Here is an 18,401-nt window from a genome sequence, read left to right as displayed (position 1 = left end):
TCAAGGGACTCAATCCACTCCGCAGTCTCTTCCGGATCACGATCAGGCAGCTGGGCAGTCAACCCGCTGAGGATGTGTGAGGTCTCTTCTCCTACAGCCACGTCCAACCTCTCTTCATTGAATGTCTGGGCGCTTGCTCTGTGGGGGCGCTCAAGGAATTTCGTATTGTGAGAATAAAATTCTGCAATTCGAGATTACGTCTGCCGATGGGCAGCGTCAACACGGATCGCCTGTCCGCAACAGTCAACTGGCAATCCTGCCACCAGGCAACCAAATGTGACCCTGCATACACCGGGAGCACCTTGACCGCGAGTGACCTGCGTCATAGAGTGCTTTCACTATTCAATAACTAGTTTCCGCAATGCGGAAGCAGTACGAAGTGGAGATCCACGATGCAGACGACTTCATCAGTCGGCGTCACTGAGACTCCGGACGAACCGCAGGGTGGCCCCAACCACCGTGCAGTAGGCAACACAGAACTCTGTGAAATTGCGTCCGAAGCATCAGGCCGTACCATCAGCCCAAGTCTTTACAACATCGACCTGGCCCCCACCAAGGCCAAAGGTCGAAAGTGGACCAGCTACAGCATCTTCACCCTCTGGGCCAACGACGTCCACAGCCTGGGTAACTATGCTTTCGCCATTGGTCTTTTCTCGCTCGGATTGGGCGGGTGGCAGATTCTGGTGGCCCTCGGGATTGGTGCGGTCCTCCTCTTCGCCCTCCTGAACTTCTCCGGGTTCATGGGCCAGAAGACCGGCGTCCCCTTCCCCGTGATGAGTCGCATCAGTTTCGGCATCCGCGGTGCGCAGATTGCCAGCCTGATCCGCGGCGCCGTTGCCGTGGCGTGGTTCGGAATCCAGACGTACCTGGCATCCGTCGTCCTGCGCGTCATGCTCGTTGCCATGGCGCCTGGCCTGAAGGATCTGGACAGCAACTCCATTCTGGGACTTTCCACCTTGGGCTGGCTGTCCTTCGTGGCCCTGTGGATCGTCCAGCTTGTCATCGTCAGTTTCGGTATGGAAATGATCCGTAAGTACGAGGCGTTCGCGGGTCCGGTCATCCTGGTCACCATGGCTGCCATCGCTGTGTGGGTCTTCGTCGAAGCCGGCGGCGCCATCCAGTGGTCCGGGATCAAGGGCCTTGAAGGTGGCGAGATGTGGTTGACCATCTTCGCAGGCGGAGCCCTGTGGGTTTCCATTTACGGCACCTTCGTGCTGAACTTCTGCGACTTCACCCGCTCGTCCACCACCAGGAAGTCGATCGTCAAGGGAAACTTCTGGGGCATCCCCATCAACATGCTGGTCTTCGGCGCCATTGTCGTGGTCATGGCCGGCGGGCAGTACAAGATCAACGGCACGGTCATCGAAAGCCCGTCCGATATTGTCCAGAGCATCCCGAACACGCTCCTGCTGGTGCTGGCATGCCTGGCGCTGCTGATCCTGACCGTGGCTGTGAACCTGATGGCAAACTTCGTGGCGCCGGTGTATGCCCTGACTAACCTCTTCCCGCGGCACCTGAACTTCCGGAAGGCCGCCTGGGTCAGCGGCACCATCGGCTTGGTCATCCTGCCGTGGAACCTTTACAACAACCCCATTGTCATCGTCTACTTCCTGGGCGGACTTGGCGCCTTGCTCGGCCCGCTGTTCGGAGTGATCATGGCCGACTACTGGCTGGTCCGCCGGGGCAAGGTCAACGTCCCCGAGCTGTACACCGATGATCCCAAGGGTGCCTACTTCTACAAGCGCGGCGTGAATCCCAGGGCCATCATCGCCCTGATCCCAGCTGCCGCTATCGCCATTGCCATCGCGTTCATCCCGGCGTTGGCACCAGCAGCACCGTTCGCGTGGTTCATCGGAGCAGGTGTTGCCGCCCTGACGTTCTTCGCCGTTGCTGACAAGAAGCAACTTCACGACGACGTGTCCGGCGAGCCGATCGCCGTCGCCAGCACCCACTAGCAAAGTCGCCAGTACCCTCCAGCAACCCAGCACCAAGGCCAGGCCCATCCTCGTTGGCAACCGGACTCCGGTCCAGTTGCCCCGGGGGTGGGCGTCGCCGTTGAAAGGATTTCCATGCGCATCCTTGTCGCAAACGTCAACACCACCCAGTCCATGACTGACTCCATCGCCGCCCAGGCGCGGGCAGCGGCTGCTCCGGGCACCGAGATCATCGGCATCACGCCCCGCTTCGGCGCCGACTCCTGCGAAGGGAACTTCGAAAGCTACCTCGCCGCGATTGCGGTCATGGACGCCGTAGTCAACTATCCGGAGCCGTTCGACGCCGTCATCCAGGCAGGCTACGGCGAACACGGCCGCGAAGGCCTCCAGGAACTCCTGGATGTGCCGGTTGTCGACATCACCGAAGCGGCAGCAAGCACGGCAATGTTCCTGGGCCATAAGTATTCGGTGGTCACTACCCTTGACCGCGCCGTGCCACTGATTGAGGACCGTCTCAAACTTGCAGGGCTGGATGCGCGTTGCGCTTCCGTCCGGGCCAGCGGCATGGCGGTGCTGGAACTCGAGGAGTACCCCGAGCGGGCTGTCGAAGCGATCGTTGGCCAGGCCGAAGAGGCCGTCCGGAATGACAAGGCCGAGGTCATTGTCCTTGGCTGCGGCGGTATGGCGGGATTGGATGAGCAGATCCGTCAGCGGACCGGCGTTCCCGTGGTGGATGGCGTAGCCTCGGCCGTCACCATCGCCGAGTCACTGGTCCGCCTTGGCCTGACCACGTCCAAGGTGCGAACCTACGCCACGCCGCGCCCGAAGACTGTCATAGGCTGGCCGATAACCGCAGCCCGGCATTCCACAGACCAGCCCGAAGCCGCACGCTGACGCTGCCCAAGAGCATTTCCCGAAAGGCAACCACATGACTGAGTCCAGCCTGCCCGCCCACCCGAGGGTCGCCGTCGTCACCGGCGCCGGTTCCGGCATAGGGCGGGCCGTCGCTCGGCTGATGCTCGCGGAGGGTTACCGCGTGGCGTTGGCCGGCCGTCGTGAGGCTCAGTTGATCGAGACTGCGGGGGACCATCCGGAGGCGCTTGCGGTTCCGTGCGACGTGACAGTGCCCGACGACGTCGCTCGCCTTTTCGCGGCGGTTCGCCAGCGCTGGGGCCGGGTTGATGTGCTGTTCAACAACGCGGGGATTTTCGGCCCGGCCGGCGATGTCGGCGAGATCGGCGTGGACGAATGGGAAGCAACCCTGCGGGTCAATGTCACCGGTTCCATGCTGTGCGCGGCTGAAGCGGTGCGGGCCATGAAAGCCCAGGAGCCCCAGGGCGGGCGGATCATCAACAATGGTTCCATTTCGGCGCATTCACCCAGGCCCAGGTCCGTGGCGTACACGGTCACCAAGCATGCGATGACTGGCCTCACTAAGAGCATCGAGCTGGACGGCCGGGAGTTCGGGATCACGTGCGGCCAGATCGACATCGGCAACACGCGCACGGAAATCATGGACACGATTGGTGTTGGATCAGGTGCCCTGCAGGCCGACGGTAGCCGCAAGGTGGAGCCGATGTTCCCCGTGGACGACGCAGCCCGTGCCGTGCTGATGATGGCCAACATGCCGGCGTCGGCCAGTGTCGGATCATTGGTGGTCACCGCAGCCGGCATGCCGTTCGTGGGCCGCGGCTAGCTTCTGCATCCCCTCGGCGGAGGGCCCCGCGCCGCCACCACCCACTTTGATCTCCACGAGCCCGCGACACGCCTTGCAAGGGGCGTGTCGGGGGTTTTGCGCGTCAAAGGAGGTGGCAGCGGCACACACTCCACCCCAAAAAGCCGATTGTGACTTCCATAATATGGAAACTCAATTTCCCCTTGCGGAATCATGTGACCCGGCTTACATTGAAAACATCCCCCCAAAACGAGGGGCTGTTCCCAAACTGATTGGTTCAGATCAATGAAGATCCCAGACCCCGCGGCGCTGAAGGCGAGTTCGGCCCCGCAGAAGAAAAAGCGGCTGTACCAGTCGCTCTTTTTTCAAATCCTGATCGCCGTCGTCGCAGGTGTGCTCATCGGTCATTTTTGGCCGAATATCGGGTCCGCCCTCCGGCCACTGGGTGATGGATTCATTCAACTCATCAAAATGATCATCGCCCCGCTGATTTTCCTCGTGATCGTCACGGGCATCTCGGCAGTGGGCGACGTCAAGGCGGTCGGAAGGGTCGGGGTCAAGGCGCTCCTGTACTTCACCGGCGCCACGCTTTTCGCCCTCGTTTTCGGGCTTATCGTAGGAAACATTGTCCAGCCCGGTGCAGGACTGAATATCGATCCCTCGACGCTTTCCCAGGAGGCGCTCGACGCCAAGACCGGCCACGCAGTCCCCAAGGACGCGGCCGCCTTCATCCTGGATGTCATTCCTTCAAGCGTGATCGGTGCCTTCGCCAGCAACAGCCTGCTCCAGGTCCTGTTCTTCTCCGTCTTCTTCGGCGCGGCAATCGTTGTCATCGGCCGGGAACGTTGCTTGCCGGTCATCAGCCTCATGGAGACGGTCCTCGAGCTGATCTTCAAGATCATGTCCTGGATCATGAGGGTGGCCCCGATCGGTGCCTTTGGTGCCATGGCCTTCATCATCGGCCAGTACGGTGTGGGGACGCTTGGGACCTACGCCCTGTTGATCGCCTCCTGCTACGGAGCGGCGATCATCTTCATTGGCTTGCTGTTCCTGGTGGCGTGGGGCTTCGCGCGGGTTCCGTTGTGGCAATTCCTCAAGTACACCCGCGAAGAATTCCTTCTGGCGCTTGGTACAGCCTCAACGGAAGCGGTCATGCCGCGCATCATGACCAAGCTCACCAACGCCGGCTGCTCACGGGCAACCACCGGCCTGGTGGTTCCCACCGGTTACTCCTTCAACCTGGACGGCGCAGCGATTTACCTTTCGATCTCGCTGCTGTTCCTGGCGCAGGCCTTCGGCCACCACCTGGACCTGGGTCAGCAGTTGGCCGCCCTTGGCGTACTGCTCCTGACCTCCAAGGGAATGGCCGGTGTACCGGGATCGTCCTTCCTGGCGCTCTCTGCCACGGCCGCAGCCCTGGGCATCTTCCCGGTTGCCGGTGTGGCGCTCCTCCTTGGAGCCGACCGCCTCATGGATTCCATGCGAGTCGTGGTGAACCTGCTCGGCAACTGCGTGGCAACGTTCGTCGTCGCCAAGTGGGAAGGCCAGTTCGACCGCAGCGTCATGGTCCGCGCCTTCAATGGTGAGATCACCAATGAGGACACCGCCATCATGCTCGGCAAGGAAGACGTCTTTGAGCAGCAGGAACTGGAGCGCATCAGCAGCGGCCAGAACCCGTCGCCGAAATTCCGCGGCGGCCCGACCTCCGATGAGATCCCCCAGTTCGAGATGAGCAAGCCGGGCAAGTCACAGGACCCGATCTGCCCCGACTGACTTAAGTGATGATGCCCTCCGGATAGCTCCGGAGGGCATCATCTGCTTAAAGCGGGAGTAGTTCGGAGAGGTTGGCCCTCAAACCGGAGGCTGTCACTTTGTGTGACGACACCGCTTCTCCCCACGAGATCCTGCCGGTCACCAGCGCAAGCCAGGTGGCGGCGTCGCACTCAATCACGTTGGGGGGAGTGCCGCGCGTGTGGCGGGGCCCCTCGACGCACTGGGTGACGCCGAACGGCGGTACCCGGACTTCCACCGAATTGCCGGGCGCCCGGGCGGTGACCTCCTCCAGGGAGTAGCGCACCGCCGTCGCGATTAAGGCGCGCGACGGCGGTGCGGCGGCCTCAGTGCCTGCCTCGCCGGCAGTTTCGGAACGTTCGACGGCGGTTTGCCAGGCTGCCAGCGCAGCGCGGCCCTCCGAGATATCGACACGGCGTCGTGCAACAGCCATTCGTTCTTCCCTCTCAGGCCGACTGGTCGAGCAAGGCAGAGACGGCGTGCCCAAGGCGGATCCTGCCTACCGCACGACCGCCGCCGAGTACGGGTTCCACCACGCGTTCCAGAACGTTGGATACCGCCGGAATGTCCACGGCTCCGCTCACTGCCAGCAGGGTCAGGCCTACCAAGGATGTGGCGCGGAGGTTACCGTCCAGCATCTTGACGGCCACGGTGGCACCGGTGGACGTTGCGAGGACCAGGACGCCCTCGGCGCCGATCTTGGCCAGGACCTCAAGTTCTTCCATGACAATGGTGTTCGACTCGCCTTGGCCCTGGACCGCCCACGGGTAGTCGAGCATGGACGTGGCGATGGTGGCCGCGCGTGCGTTGGACGAGGAATCGCTGGGGGACTTGGCCAGACGCGAGTAGGCCCGGGCCAGACCGGTCAGGGAAAGGGCCGCGACGGGGGCCCCGCAACCGTCGATGCCCAGGTGGGAGATCGTTTCGCCACTGTATTCCTCAATGACGGAACGGACGCGCTGCTGTAGCGGGTGGTTCGGTTCGAGGTAGCTGCGCAGGTCCCAGCCGTTCTCGGTGCATGCCCACAGGAAGGCTGCGTGCTTGCCGGAGCAATTGAAGGCCAGCCGGGATTGCCCGCGTTCGGAGCGGACCAGCCAGTTGCGGGCTGTTTCGTCCTGAGGCCAGGCGGCAGGGCACTGGAGGTTTTCCTCTTTCACGCCTGCTGCTTTGAGCATCCCTTCCACGACGTCCATGTGGTCCAGGGAACCGGTGTGGCTTCCGCAGGCGATGGCAACCTGGGCGCCGCGGAGGGGAACGCCGGACTGCATGGAAGCCAGTGCTTGGAAGGGCTTGAGGGTGGAGCGGGCCAGAACCGGGGCGTCGATGTCACCAAGCCGGGTGACTACGGACCCGTCACCGGCAAGAACGACTGCAGCGCCTACGTGCCGGGACTCGATAAAGCCACTGCGTTCGATCACTGCCAGTTCGACGGCTGACTCAACGTTGAACGTTTCATGCGAACTCATGGGCATGATGCAAGTCTATGGCGCGGCGGGGTCCGGGAAGTGACACAGCTTAGGCCGCGCGCCCTTCACAAAGTACCCTTGAAGCCGTGAAGGTACTCGTCATTGGCCCAGGCGGCCGCGAACACGCCATTGTCCGCTCTCTGCTTGAAGATCCCAACGTCTCCGAGGTCCACGCGGCCCCGGGCAACGCGGGCATCAGCAAACTCGTTCCCACCCACGCGATTGACGGGAACAACCCGGAAGCCGTGTCTGCCCTCGCCACCAAGCTGGGCGTGGACCTGGTGGTCGTAGGACCCGAGGCGCCGCTGGCTGCTGGTGTGTCCGACGCCGTCCGTGAGGCCGGGATTCCGGTCTTCGGTCCCAGCAAGGAAGCAGCCCAGCTCGAGGCTTCCAAGGCATTCGCCAAGCAGATCATGGCCGAAGCCAACGTCCCCACGGCCATGGCCCGGGTTGCCACCAACGCGGAGGAAGCTGCGGACGCGCTGGACACCTTCGGCGCTCCGCACGTTGTTAAGGACGACGGACTGGCTGCCGGCAAGGGTGTTGTGGTGACCAAGGACCGCGCTGAGGCCCTTGCGCACGCCCAGGCGTGCTTCGACGCCGGTGGAACTGTGGTCATCGAGGAATTCCTTGACGGCCCCGAAGTTTCCCTCTTCGTCCTGTGCGACGGCCGCACCACAGTTCCGTTGTCCCCGGCGCAGGACTTCAAGCGCATCTTCGACAACGACGAAGGCCCCAACACCGGCGGCATGGGCGCGTACACCCCGCTTGAGTGGGCCCCCGAGGGCCTGGTCCAGGAAGTCATCGACCGCGTGGCCCAGCCCACCGTGGACGAGATGGCCCGCCGCGGCACGCCCTTCGTCGGCGTGTTGTACTGCGGCCTTGCCCTGACTTCCCGCGGCACCCGCGTCATCGAATTCAACGTCCGCTTCGGCGACCCGGAAACCCAGGCAGTCCTGGCCCGCCTCAAGACCCCGCTCGGTGCGCTGCTGCTGGCAGCTGCCAAGGGCGAACTGGACACCGCAGAAGAGTTGCGCTGGTCCAAGGACACGGCAGTCGCCGTCGTCGTTGCTGCCGAGAACTACCCGGACGCGCCCCGCACCGGCGACCGGATCCGAGGTCTGAAGAAGGTTGACGAGTTGGACGGCGTCCACGTGGTCCACGCCGGTACCAAGCTGGATGACGAAGGCAAGGTGGTTTCCGCCGGCGGCCGCGTCCTCGCCGTTGTGGCGCTCGGTTCCGACCTGGTGGAAGCCCGCGAAAAAGCGTACGACGGCGTGGAGCTGGTTCAGCTTGAAGGCTCGCAGTTCCGGACGGACATCGGAGGCAAGGCCGCCCGCGGCGAAATCCGGGTGCCCTACACGGGCACTGGAACCATCCCGAAAGTGAAGGCCTGACCATGACTGATTCCCTTCCCACAGGCGGCCTGGAAACCGAGGCCCCGCAGCTTCCTGGTTGGACGCACGTCTACTCCGGCAAGGTCCGTGACCTCTACGTCCCGGCCGATGAGTCCATCACGGAAAAGGTGGGCCAGGAATGCGTCCTGGTGGTCGCCAGCGACCGTATCAGCGCCTACGACCATGTCCTGAGCAGCGAGATCCCGGACAAGGGTCGTGTCCTGACGCAGCTGAGCCTGTGGTGGTTCGACCAGTTGGACGTTGAGCACCACGTCCTCGCTTCCACAGTTGAGGGCGGCGTCCCGGCCGAGGTTGAAGGCCGTGCCATGATCTGCAAGAAGCTGGACATGTTCCCGGTGGAGTGCATCGCGCGCGGCTACCTCACCGGCTCCGGTCTGGCTGAGTACAAGGAATCCGGGACGGTGTGCGAGATTCCGCTGCCGGAGGGCCTCGTTGACGGTTCGCGGTTGGAGAAGGCGCTTTTCACTCCGTCGGCCAAGGCCGAGGTTGGCGAGCACGACGAGAACATCACCTATGACGACGTCGTAGCCATGGTGGGTGACGACATTGCCGCCCGCCTGAGTGAGCTCACGTTGAAGATCTACACCCGCGCCGAGGAGATCGCCCGCGGACGCGGCATCATCCTGGCCGATACCAAGGTGGAGTTCGGGATCGACGCGGCTACCGGCGTGATCACGTTGGGTGACGAGGTCCTCACCCCGGACTCCTCACGTTTCTGGGATGCGTCCACGTACACGCCGGGCCAGTCCCAGCCTTCGTACGACAAGCAGTACGTCCGCGACTGGTTGACCTCGGCGGAGTCAGGGTGGGATAAGTCCTCAGACACGCCACCGCCGGCGTTGCCTGCCGAAGTGGTTGAGCGCACGCGCGCACGCTACGTCGAGGCCTACGAGAAGCTCACGGGCCGCACCTTCGCCTAGAGCACCCAACTGAGTCGCAGTTAAGCGCGTTTTGACCCCTCAAAACGCGCTTAACTGCGACTTACTTGGTTAATCAGGCCTGGGAGTGTTCCGGGTGTGTTGCAGCGGCGCGACGCTCGGCAAGCCGGATTTCCAGCACCGCGTCCATGGCCTGCTGGACCCGGTCCGAGGCTCCGGCAGCACTGAAGTCGTGCTGGGCCTCTTCCAGGTAATGCAGCGCCTCGGTGGTTTCGCCTGCGGCTTTCAGGGACTTGCCCAGCAGCAGCGAGACCTCGCCTGCGGTGTGCCGGGCCAGGACCTTGCGGTCGGCGTATATTTCACGGAGCTTCTCGACTGCCGCGAGAATGTCGCCCGTCAGGTAAAGCCACCGGGCCCGGATGAACGCGACCTCCAGCTGATCCGTCTTGTTGCCGCCCACGATGGACAGGGCCAGTTCCGCGCGCTCAATAGCGGACAGTGTTTCAGGTTCCACGATCCCGGAGGACAGCCGGACCGCGGCGGAGGCCTTGTTGAACCGGGCCCACAGCTCGATGTCGTTGGCGGGGGAGAGCAGCTTGGCGGCTCGCTCGTGGTGCTTGATGCCTTCCACATAGTCGTGGCGCATGAACGCTACGTTGCCCACAACCCACGCGACCTCGCCAGCCAGTTGTGACATGGAGTGCTCGTCCATGTGCTCAATCATGGCCAGGCAGTAGGTCCATGCCTCATCCAGCTTGCCGCTCTCCGCGAGGGCGCCGATCAGTGCGCGGTGCGCACCGATGATCAGCGTCGAGCCCTTGGGCAGCTGCTCACACAGCTTGACTGCTTGCTTTGCATGCTCGACGGCGGTGGCCAGCTGACCTTGTCCGTGACACACGGCGGCAAGCATCTGCCAGGCGCGCACTCCCAAGCCTGCGGATTCGGTGGCCATGGGGTGTTCCAGGAGATGCTCAACAATCTGCTGGCATTCCTTGAGTTGGCCTTGCTTCATGACACACTCGGCCTGCATGTATGTCATGTTCCACCAGGCGCTGTTGTTCTTGGCCTCAAGGGCGATCTGCGCTGCGGTGGCGGCGTGGCTGGCTGCGAGTTGGTAGTCGCGAAGGTCCCACGCCTGCCGGGCATAAAGGCCGGCGAGGACATACTCGGCGTCGCTGACGGAAACCGGTTGGCTCCACGCTTCCAAAGCCTTCGGGGCAAGTTCCAGGCGCCGTGCCAGCTCTTCGATGACCTCGGCAGTGGGTTCCCGGCGTCCCGTCTCCAGTAGCGAAATGTAGCTAGGCGAATACAGGTTTTTGCCCAGCTCTGCCTGCGTTAACCCACGTTCGAGCCGTTCGGCACGTAGCTTCTCGCCGAATCCGTTTCCCACGGGTTCCTCCTACAGGTGTCTTTTGACCAAAACCTTGACAGTCTCTGTGGAAAACATTTTACAATGTATGTCAACAGGGACCACGCAATTTCCGTAACGAATCCGACTCGCATTGGGGAAATACCATGTTCAAGAAAATCATCGCTTCAGCGGCTTCAGCGGCTTTGGCAGGCGCGCTGTCGCTGGCAGTCGCGGCTCCCGCAGTCGTCTCCGCTGCTTCGGCAGGAGACTCCAGCACGGTAAGTGCTATCGGCAACTGGCCCGATCCCATGCGCGTGGCGGCGCCGACCAAGTCAGCGGACACCACGTACACGCCGATGTCCATTGGCAACTGGCCGGATCCTATGTAAATCCATTGTAGTGAAGAAACCCCCGGGGCGTGACGAGCGAGGCCCCGGGGGTTTCTTTTTGCCGTCATTTGGGCAAACAAAAATGGCGCCGATTTCTCGACGCCATTTTCGTGTTTGGTCGGGATGACAGGATTTGAACCTGCGACCTCTTCGTCCCGAACGAAGCGCGCTACCAAGCTGCGCTACATCCCGATCCGCTGCGAAAGCAACTGTTCAAGGATAGCTGAATAGCCCCGTGATGCGAAATCGAGGACCGGGTGTCGCTCCTCACAGCATCCATGCGAGGAGGACTACACCAGCGAGTCCCGCCAAGCCCCGTGCAGTTGGGCGAACCGGCCACCGCCGCTGATCAGTTCGGCGGGGGTTCCGTCTTCCACAATGCGGCCGTCGTGCACCACCAGGACCCGGTCCGCTGTTTCCACGGTGGATAGGCGGTGGGCGATGATGATGGCTGTACGGGCTCCTCTGCCACCGGCCACTCCCTCCAACAAGTTGGACAGCCCTTGCTGGACCATGCGTTCCGAGGGAATATCGAGCGACGACGTAGCCTCATCCAGGATCAGCACGGCGGGTGCAGCCAGAAAGGCGCGGGCGAAGCCAATGAGTTGGCGTTGCCCTGAGGACACGCGTCCACCACGCTTGTTGACGTCGGTGTTGTAGCCTTCGGGGAGGCTCATGATGAACTCGTGGGCCCCCACCGCTGCGGCCGCGGCTTCGATCTCCGAACGCGATGCTTCCGGGCGGCCCAAGGCGATGTTGTCGGCCACCGATCCACTGAACAGGAAGGCCTCCTGGGTGACCATCACCACTGCACGGCGCAGATCAGTGGTGGCGAGGTCCCGCAGATCGACACCGTCCAGGGTGATCGCGCCCGACGTGACGTCATAGAAGCGCGCCACCAGCTTGGCCAAAGTGGATTTCCCGGCACCTGTCTGGCCCACCAGCGCAACAGTCTGACCGGCGGGGATATGCAGGTCCAGCCTGGGGACAACAATGCTGCCGTCGTTGTAGCCGAATTCCACCTCGTTGAAATCGATCTCGCCGCGCGGACTTTTCAATGGCACGGGGTTCTTCGGCGGCCGGACGGTTGGAACTTCCTCCAGCAAGCCGGATACCTTCTCCAGGGCTGCTTGGGCACTCTGGAACGAGTTGTAGAACATGGCCATCTGGTCCACAGGCTGGAAGAAGCGCTTGGTGGACAGGATCAAGGCCAACAGAACACCGACGGCGAGGTCACCACTCAGCACCCGGAAGCCACCAAAGAGCAGTACGACGGCGACGCAGACGTTGCCGATCAATACCAGGCCGGGTTGGAAAATGCCGTTGAGGTTGATGGACCGGACAGTGTTCTTACGGTAATCCTCAGCCAATTGTCCGTATTCGGCGGCATTCTCGCGCTCCTTGCGGAAGGCCTTTACGGCACGGATGCCGGTCATGGTTTCCACGAAATGCACGATCAGCCGTGCTGAAACCACTCGTGATTCCCGGAAAGCTATCTGTGAGTGCTTCTGGTACCAGCGCGCCAGGAAGAACATGGGGACGCCGGCCGCGAGCATGATCAGGCCACTGCGCCAGTCCAAGGCAAAGACGGTGACAGCCGTGAAGACCATGAACAGCATGCCCGAGGCGAGGGAGCTGACACCGGAATCCAACAGTTCCCGCAGTGCCTCCAGGTCGGAGGTCTGCCGGGCGATGATGCGGCCCGAGGTGTATTTCTCGTGGAATTCCAAACTCAACCGTTGGGTGTGCCGGAACACTCGAAGCCGAAGATCGAGCAGCATCGCCTGGCTCAGTCGTGCCGTCGACGTGACATACAGTGCCGTCATCCCGGCCGTCGCAATAGCCGCGGCAAGATACAACGAACCGGCCAGAACCAGCGGACCGTTATCGCCGGCTTGCAGTGCAGGGAGCGCGCGGTCGATTCCGAAAGCGATCAGTGCTGGCCCTGCCACGCGGGTGAGTTGCGAGACCACCACCATCACGATCGTCATCCAGAAACGCAACCGTACGGGGCGGATGAGCGAGGCAAGCAAGGTGAGGGACCGGCGTCGTACGGCTTTGCTGTCTGCTTTGGTGAGGTGCGTGTTGTCCTCGTTGGCGGTTCCAAAGGTTGTGGCACTCACCGGCGGGCCTCCTCAGCCTCTTCGAGCTCATCCAGCTCGGTGTCCAGGTCCTTGGGGCCAGCGTCCAGGCTGGCGATGACGTAACGGTAATGGTCGTTCGCGGCCAGCAGTTCCGTATGGGTTCCGACGGCGGTGATGGTTCCGTTTTCGAGCAACGCGACCCGGTCAGCCAGGGCCACAGTGGAAGGCCGGTGCGCCACGATCAACGTTGTGGTGTCGCGAAGGACCTCCCGCAGCCGGGCCTCAACGCGTTCCTCGGTGTTCACGTCCAGCGCGGACAGGGGGTCGTCCAAGACCAATACTTTGGGCTTGGCGGCGATGGCACGGGCCAAGGCAATGCGCTGGCGCTGGCCGCCTGACAGGCTGAGCCCTTCCTCTCCGATCAGCGTGTCCACACCGTCCGGCAACGAGTACGCGAACTGTGCTTGGGCAACGTCCAGGGCTTCGTCCAGTGCGGCATCACTGGGATCCGGAGCGCCAAGGAGGACGTTGTCGCGCACCGAGCTGGAGAACAAGGTAGTGTCCTCGAACGCGACCGCAACGATCCGTCGGAGCTCGTCAATGTCGTAATCACGCACGTCCACCCCGTCGATGGTCACCGCACCCTCGGTCACGTCGTACAGGCGGGGGACCAGCTGGAGCAGTGCACTCTTTCCGCTGCCTGTGATGCCCACCAGGGCCATAGTCTCACCCGGGTGGATATCAAGGGTGACGTCGTGCAGGAGGGTGCCGCCGTCGTCGAACCCGAAACCCGCATGCTCAAAACGCAAGGCGCCTTTGACGGCTTCCGGCACCACAGCTTTGTCCGGGGAAGTGATGGTGTTCTCGGTATCCATGACTTCGAAATGCCGGTCCAGCGCAGTCTTGGCCGTCAGGGCCATGGCCAGCAGCATGCCGGAGAATTCAACCGGCGTTGCCACCACAGCGGCGGTTGCGAAGAACGCAACCAGTGAGCCGATGCTCAGCTGTCCGCTGGCGGCCAGCATGACGCCGACTACCAGACCTACGCCCAGCGCCAGCTCCGGCAGCAACGTAACCACCAGCGTGAAGCCCGCTTGTTGCTTGGCCTTTGCGATCTCGGTCTGGCGCAGTTCCTCGGCTTGGCCGTTGAAGTTCTCCAGCGCTTCCCGGCTGCGGCCGAACGCTTTAAGCACTCGGATGCCGTGGACGGATTCCTCCACTGTGGTGGCGAGGTCGCCTGCCTGGTCCTGGCTGAGGCGTGTCACCAGGCTGAAGCGGCGGCGGAAACGGAAGGAATTGATCATGATCGGCACAGCAGCGGCGAGGAAGATCAGTGCGAGCTGCCAGCTCATCGAGAACATGACGCCGACGCCGATAATCACCGTCAGCGTCGTGACCACCAGCATGATCGCGCCGAACGCCATCCAACGGCGAAGGAAGCTGAGATCCGTCATGGCCCGCGAAAGGAGCTGGCCCGAACCCCAGCGATCGTGGAATGCGACCGTGAGCTCCTGGAGGTGGCCGTACAGGGTCACGCGCATCCTGGTCTCAACGGTGGTGGCCGGGTTGATGACGAACTGGCGGCGCAGCGCCACCAGCCCGGCTTCGGCAATACCCAAGCCAAGGATCACGACGGCGGCAATCCAGACTGCATCCGTGGAACCGCCGGGCTGCAGGGAGTTATTGACAAGCACCCGCAACACTTGCGGGATGGTCAACGCGACAATGCTGGCGAGCAGGGCGCACATGAGGCCCATAAGTAGTCGGGGGATGATGGGCCGCACATGGGGATACAGGCGGCCGACGGAGGTGAAAAAAGACGTTTGCTTGGACATGCCCGCTTCTCAACAGCTGGATCTTCAGATGGTGCGGAGGTAGTTTCCCGTAGCAACTACCCTATGCCATGCCGTGATTCGTTTCACAGGACAACGCAACGTCGGTGAAATGTTTGACCCAGTTATTGAGGATCGTAATGGGCGCCGCGGTTCTAGCTGCGTGACGTGAGAGTGAGCAGGACCGCCTCCGGGCGGCACGCAATGCGGACCGGTGAGAAGCGTGAGGTGCCGATGCCGCCCGAGACGTTCACCGGCGTCGTGAATCCGTTGCTTTCCCAGTCGTGGAGGCCCTTGGCGCGCCAGGTTGGCAGGTCGCAGTTGGAGACCAAAGCGCCGTAGCCGGGGATGCAGATCTGTCCGCCGTGGGTGTGGCCGGCGATGATGAGGTCGGCTTGGGCCTGGGTGAAGTGGTCGAGCACGCGCTGATACGGTGCATGGACGACGGCGACCTTCAGGTGCGGGCGGGCGTCCTGGTTGACCGTGCCGCGCGGCCAGCCCGCGTAGCGTTCGCGCTTCAAATGGGGATCGTCGACCCCGGAAAAATCGAAACGCAGGCCATTCAACACAACAGACTGTGCACGGTTGGTGAGGTCGATCCAGCCACTCATGCCAAATGCGGACCTGAGCCTGGGCCAATCCAGCTTTTTTGGCTCATTCTTCGGCTTGGAGGGACCGCGGAAGTAGCCGGCAGGGTTCTTGATCCTCGGCGCGTAATAGTCGTTGGATCCCGGGACGAAGACGCCAGGGAACTCCAACAAGGGCCTCAGTGCCTGGACCAGGGGATCGATCGCCTTGGCGTGGCTCAAGTTGTCGCCCGTGTTCACCACAAGGTCCGGCTTGAGTTCGGCGAGGGACGTCAGCCATTCGGCCTTTTTCTCCTGGCCGGGGACAAAGTGGATGTCGCTTACATGCAGGACCCTGATCGGGCCGAAGCCCTCGGGGAGGATGGGAAGGGTCTCGTGGCGAACCTCGAATTGGTCCTTCTCCCACCAGCCGTAAGCCGCGGCCGCCGCGCCTGCCGTTGCACCGATTGCTGTGGTGACGGCGAAACCGCGCCCGACACTGCGGACGCGGTTTGCCAGTGAATCTCCGAACGACACCTGGTTAGTCCTTGCCCGGACCGTTGCCGTTGCCGTTGTTGCCGTTATCTGTAGCGGGAGGCGCGTTTTGCGTGGTCGGTGCCGGCGTCGTATTCCGCTGCGGCGGTGCACCACCCAGAAGGTTGGAAGGCGGGGCCTGGAATGGGTTGGTTCCGTAGGCGGGAGCCACCGACAACATGTAGTTGGTGAACTGCGGACCGGCGATCATGTAACCGTCGATGGATGGGTAGAACTTGCCGTTGACGGTAATGTTCCGGCCGGGACGGAGCTGGTTATCCAGCGGATCACCGAACCAGGAAGCCGTCGCCAGGCCGGTGGTGTAGCCGACAACCCAGGTGGAACCGTTGGAGTCGTTGGTACCGGTCTTGGCAGCCACCGGGAAGTTGTTCCTGGTAGAAAGGGCGGGGCGGATCAGCGAACCGGATCCGGCATTCAGCACTTCCTGCATGGCGTAAGCCACGCCGCGGGCAACCTCGGGCTTGATGGCGTCCTTGCAGTTCGATGACTGGGCAGGCAAATCAGCACCCGATTGGTCCTTCACTGATGTGATGGCGATCGGCTCGCAGTACTTGCCATCAGCGGCGAACGTAGCGAACGCAGATGCCATGGTCAGCGGAGCCGTCTGGGTAGAACCGATCAGGTTGGCCAGCGTAGTCATGGTGACCTTGGGGTTCGGGTCCGTGATCTTGCCGTTTTCATCGCGGGCAGGAAGTCCACCGTGGATGCCGGTAGCGTCAACGATGCCTTGGATGCCGCAGAGATCTACCTGGGACGCCGATGCGAAGGTGGCCGTGTTGATGGAGTTCATGAGGCCGTACAGGACGGTCATGTTCCGGTAGTAGCCGTCATCGGAGTTCTGCAGATCGAAGCTGCCGGGAACGCTCTTGTCGTAGAAACCATTGACCGGCGTTGGACAAGTGTTCCGCCAAGGGAAATTCTGTGGGTAGGTCCGACGGGACGCGTTGATGGTGGTGTTCATCGATTTGCCTTCGTTCAGCCACTGGGCGAACGTGAAGGGCTTCATCGTGGAACCAGGCTGGAAGCCGCCGATGCCGTTGAGGTCGTTGCCATTGGCGTCCAAAACATCAACGTTGAAGTTCTGGGTCTGATCAAACTTTCCCTCTTGGGGCAGCCACACGGTGTTCTGGGCCATGCTGACAATCTGGCCGGTGCCCGGCTGGACGGAGGTGATGGAGGCGCCCCACTTGTCCGGGTTGGCGCCTGCCGTGGCGTCAACCTGCTGCTGGGCCACTGCCTGTGCCGTGGGATCAAGGGTTGTCTTGATGGTGAGGCCACCGCGCTGGACGCGCTTGATGCGCTCTTCCTGGGTGTCACCATAGGCCGGGTTGTTGAAGAGCAGGTGCAGCACGTAGTCGCAGAAGTACGGGGCCATGGTGGCGTAAGCGCAACCCTGGCGGGCCGGAGTGACCTTGGTGGTCACCGGGGTTGCGACAGCTGCGTCGTATTCAACCTTGGTGATCTTGTTCTGGTTGACCATCGCAGCGAGTACCAGGTCACGGCGGACCTTGGCGTTATCCGGGTTGGTGATCGGATCGAAAGCGGATGGGCTGTTGACCAAGCCTGCCAGCAGTGCAGCCTGGGGGAGGGTAAGGTCCTTGGCCGAGGTGCTGAAGAAGAACTTTGCCGCAGCCTCGATGCCGTAAGCGTCGCGGTTGAAGAACACGATGTTGAGGTAGCCCTCAAGGATTTGTTCCTTGGAGAACTTCTTCTCCAGTGCGATGGCCAGCTTCATTTCGCGAAGCTTGTCGCCTACGCCTTTGTTGACACCGTTGAGCTTGACGTCGGAGTCGTTGCCTGACGCCACCAGTGACTCGTTGATGACGTTGTTCACATACTGCTGCGTGATGGTGGACGCACCCTGCTTGTTGCCGCGCGCGGTGCTGACGATGGCTCGCAGGATGCCGGTGGTGTCGATGCCGCCGTGCTCGTAAAAACGGCTGTCCTCGATAGCGATGACAGCGTCCTTGATATACGGGCTCATCTGGTCCAGCGGAACCTTGGTCCGGTTCTCTGCGTAGATCGAGGCGATCGGCGAACCGTCCTTCGCCAGGATCGTCGTGTTCTGGCTGGGCGGATCCACCTGGAGTTCCGCCGGCAGAGTGTCAAAGAACTGGATTGAACCGCTCGCGGCACTGCCTGAGACGGCCGCGGCGGGGACCAAAAGGCCCGCTACCAGGACGCCACAAATCGCACTCACGCCAAGGAAACCTAGAATCTTTCCGAGGGTGGTGGCAGTGTCGAATAGTGGGTTCTTGCGAGTCACCATGTTTTCCACTTTACCGGCAAGGGCTAGGCTTTCTGTCATGACCAAATGGGAGTACGCCACGATTCCGCTCATTATCCATGCCACGAAGCAGATCCTGGACCAGTGGGGCGAGGACGGCTGGGAGCTTGTCCAGGTCGTCGGTGGACCCGATGGCAAAGGCCTTGTTGCATACCTGAAGAGGGAGAAGCAGTAA

At 62.3% G+C, this 18,401-nt stretch carries 15 protein-coding genes and 1 tRNA gene; 8 read left to right on the top strand and 8 right to left on the bottom strand.

Translation table 11 applies throughout. The annotated features are described in order from the left end of the window. Nucleotides 1-392 precede the first annotated feature (392 nt). The 4 genes from AC5RU9_RS04300 to AC5RU9_RS04285 all read left to right on the top strand — a co-directional run bounded on the left by AC5RU9_RS04300 (nucleotide 393) and on the right by AC5RU9_RS04285 (nucleotide 5,382). Nucleotides 393-1,955 carry an NCS1 family nucleobase:cation symporter-1 gene (locus AC5RU9_RS04300; RefSeq protein ID WP_494015453.1) on the top strand — a complete coding sequence of 521 codons (1,563 nt, stop codon included), beginning with the start codon at nucleotides 393-395 and terminating at the stop codon, nucleotides 1,953-1,955. A gap of 114 nt (nucleotides 1,956-2,069) precedes the next feature. Next, nucleotides 2,070-2,828, top strand: a complete 759-nt coding sequence (locus AC5RU9_RS04295) for an aspartate/glutamate racemase family protein (RefSeq protein ID WP_494015452.1) — start codon at nucleotides 2,070-2,072, stop codon at nucleotides 2,826-2,828. 34 nt (nucleotides 2,829-2,862) lie between these two features. Then, complete coding sequence (locus AC5RU9_RS04290; protein ID WP_494015451.1) at nucleotides 2,863-3,630, top strand: SDR family oxidoreductase; 768 nt, start codon at nucleotides 2,863-2,865, stop codon at nucleotides 3,628-3,630. Between the two features lie 264 nt (nucleotides 3,631-3,894). Further along, nucleotides 3,895-5,382, top strand: coding sequence for a cation:dicarboxylate symporter family transporter (locus AC5RU9_RS04285; RefSeq protein WP_494015450.1), 1,488 nt, complete (start codon nucleotides 3,895-3,897; stop codon nucleotides 5,380-5,382). Nucleotides 5,383-5,428: 46 nt separating this feature from the next. Here AC5RU9_RS04285 and AC5RU9_RS04280 read toward each other — a convergent pair whose 3' ends face one another. Both AC5RU9_RS04280 and AC5RU9_RS04275 read right to left on the bottom strand, forming a co-directional pair. Beyond that, entirely contained in the window at nucleotides 5,429-5,833 is a 405-nt protein-coding gene (locus AC5RU9_RS04280; RefSeq protein ID WP_494015449.1) for a sterol carrier family protein, read from the bottom strand. 13 nt (nucleotides 5,834-5,846) lie between these two features. Next, complete coding sequence (locus AC5RU9_RS04275) at nucleotides 5,847-6,872, bottom strand: asparaginase (RefSeq protein ID WP_494015448.1); 1,026 nt, start codon at nucleotides 6,870-6,872, stop codon at nucleotides 5,847-5,849. A gap of 80 nt (nucleotides 6,873-6,952) precedes the next feature. Between AC5RU9_RS04275 and purD the strand changes: the two genes are divergently transcribed. Both purD and AC5RU9_RS04265 read left to right on the top strand, forming a co-directional pair. Further along, entirely contained in the window at nucleotides 6,953-8,263 is a 1,311-nt protein-coding gene (gene purD, locus AC5RU9_RS04270; RefSeq protein ID WP_494015447.1) for a phosphoribosylamine--glycine ligase, read from the top strand. 2 nt (nucleotides 8,264-8,265) lie between these two features. Continuing rightward, entirely contained in the window at nucleotides 8,266-9,204 is a 939-nt protein-coding gene (locus tag AC5RU9_RS04265; RefSeq protein WP_494015446.1) for a phosphoribosylaminoimidazolesuccinocarboxamide synthase, read from the top strand. A 73-nt stretch (nucleotides 9,205-9,277) separates the two neighbouring features. Here the strand turns inward: AC5RU9_RS04265 and AC5RU9_RS04260 are convergent, their stop codons facing one another. After that, nucleotides 9,278-10,552 (bottom strand): helix-turn-helix domain-containing protein, encoded by a 1,275-nt coding sequence (locus AC5RU9_RS04260; protein ID WP_211710499.1) that lies wholly within the window; start codon nucleotides 10,550-10,552, stop codon nucleotides 9,278-9,280. Between the two features lie 125 nt (nucleotides 10,553-10,677). Between AC5RU9_RS04260 and AC5RU9_RS04255 the strand changes: the two genes are divergently transcribed. Next, the gene (locus AC5RU9_RS04255) at nucleotides 10,678-10,902 is read left to right on the top strand and encodes a hypothetical protein (protein ID WP_494015445.1); all 225 of its coding nucleotides are present in this window, start codon (nucleotides 10,678-10,680) and stop codon (nucleotides 10,900-10,902) included. A gap of 115 nt (nucleotides 10,903-11,017) precedes the next feature. On the opposite strand, the gene AC5RU9_RS04250 is transcribed toward AC5RU9_RS04255, so the two are convergent. The 5 genes from AC5RU9_RS04250 to AC5RU9_RS04230 form a co-directional block, all read right to left on the bottom strand. Further along, nucleotides 11,018-11,094 (bottom strand) — tRNA-Pro (locus AC5RU9_RS04250). Between the two features lie 98 nt (nucleotides 11,095-11,192). After that, a complete protein-coding gene (locus AC5RU9_RS04245; RefSeq protein ID WP_494015444.1) occupies nucleotides 11,193-13,025 on the bottom strand; it encodes an ABC transporter ATP-binding protein in 1,833 nt (610 codons plus the stop codon). Next, on the bottom strand, nucleotides 13,022-14,821 hold the full coding sequence (locus tag AC5RU9_RS04240; RefSeq protein ID WP_494015443.1) for an ABC transporter ATP-binding protein: 1,800 nt from the start codon (nucleotides 14,819-14,821) through the stop codon (nucleotides 13,022-13,024). Before AC5RU9_RS04240 ends, AC5RU9_RS04245 begins: the two co-directional genes overlap by 4 nt. Nucleotides 14,822-14,973: 152 nt before the next feature. Further along, complete coding sequence (locus AC5RU9_RS04235) at nucleotides 14,974-15,921, bottom strand: metallophosphoesterase (RefSeq protein WP_494015442.1); 948 nt, start codon at nucleotides 15,919-15,921, stop codon at nucleotides 14,974-14,976. Between the two features lie 4 nt (nucleotides 15,922-15,925). After that, complete coding sequence (locus AC5RU9_RS04230; protein ID WP_494015441.1) at nucleotides 15,926-18,247, bottom strand: transglycosylase domain-containing protein; 2,322 nt, start codon at nucleotides 18,245-18,247, stop codon at nucleotides 15,926-15,928. Here AC5RU9_RS04230 and sp36 point away from each other — a divergent pair. Continuing rightward, a complete protein-coding gene (gene sp36 / locus AC5RU9_RS04225) occupies nucleotides 18,246-18,401 on the top strand; it encodes a Sp36 family protein (protein WP_011775990.1) in 156 nt (51 codons plus the stop codon). The two genes, AC5RU9_RS04230 and sp36, sit on opposite strands and share 2 nt — an antisense overlap.

It is taken from the genome of Arthrobacter sp. B0316-5-4 (assembly GCF_059090325.1).
This window is presented reverse-complemented; position numbering and strand designations above follow the sequence as displayed.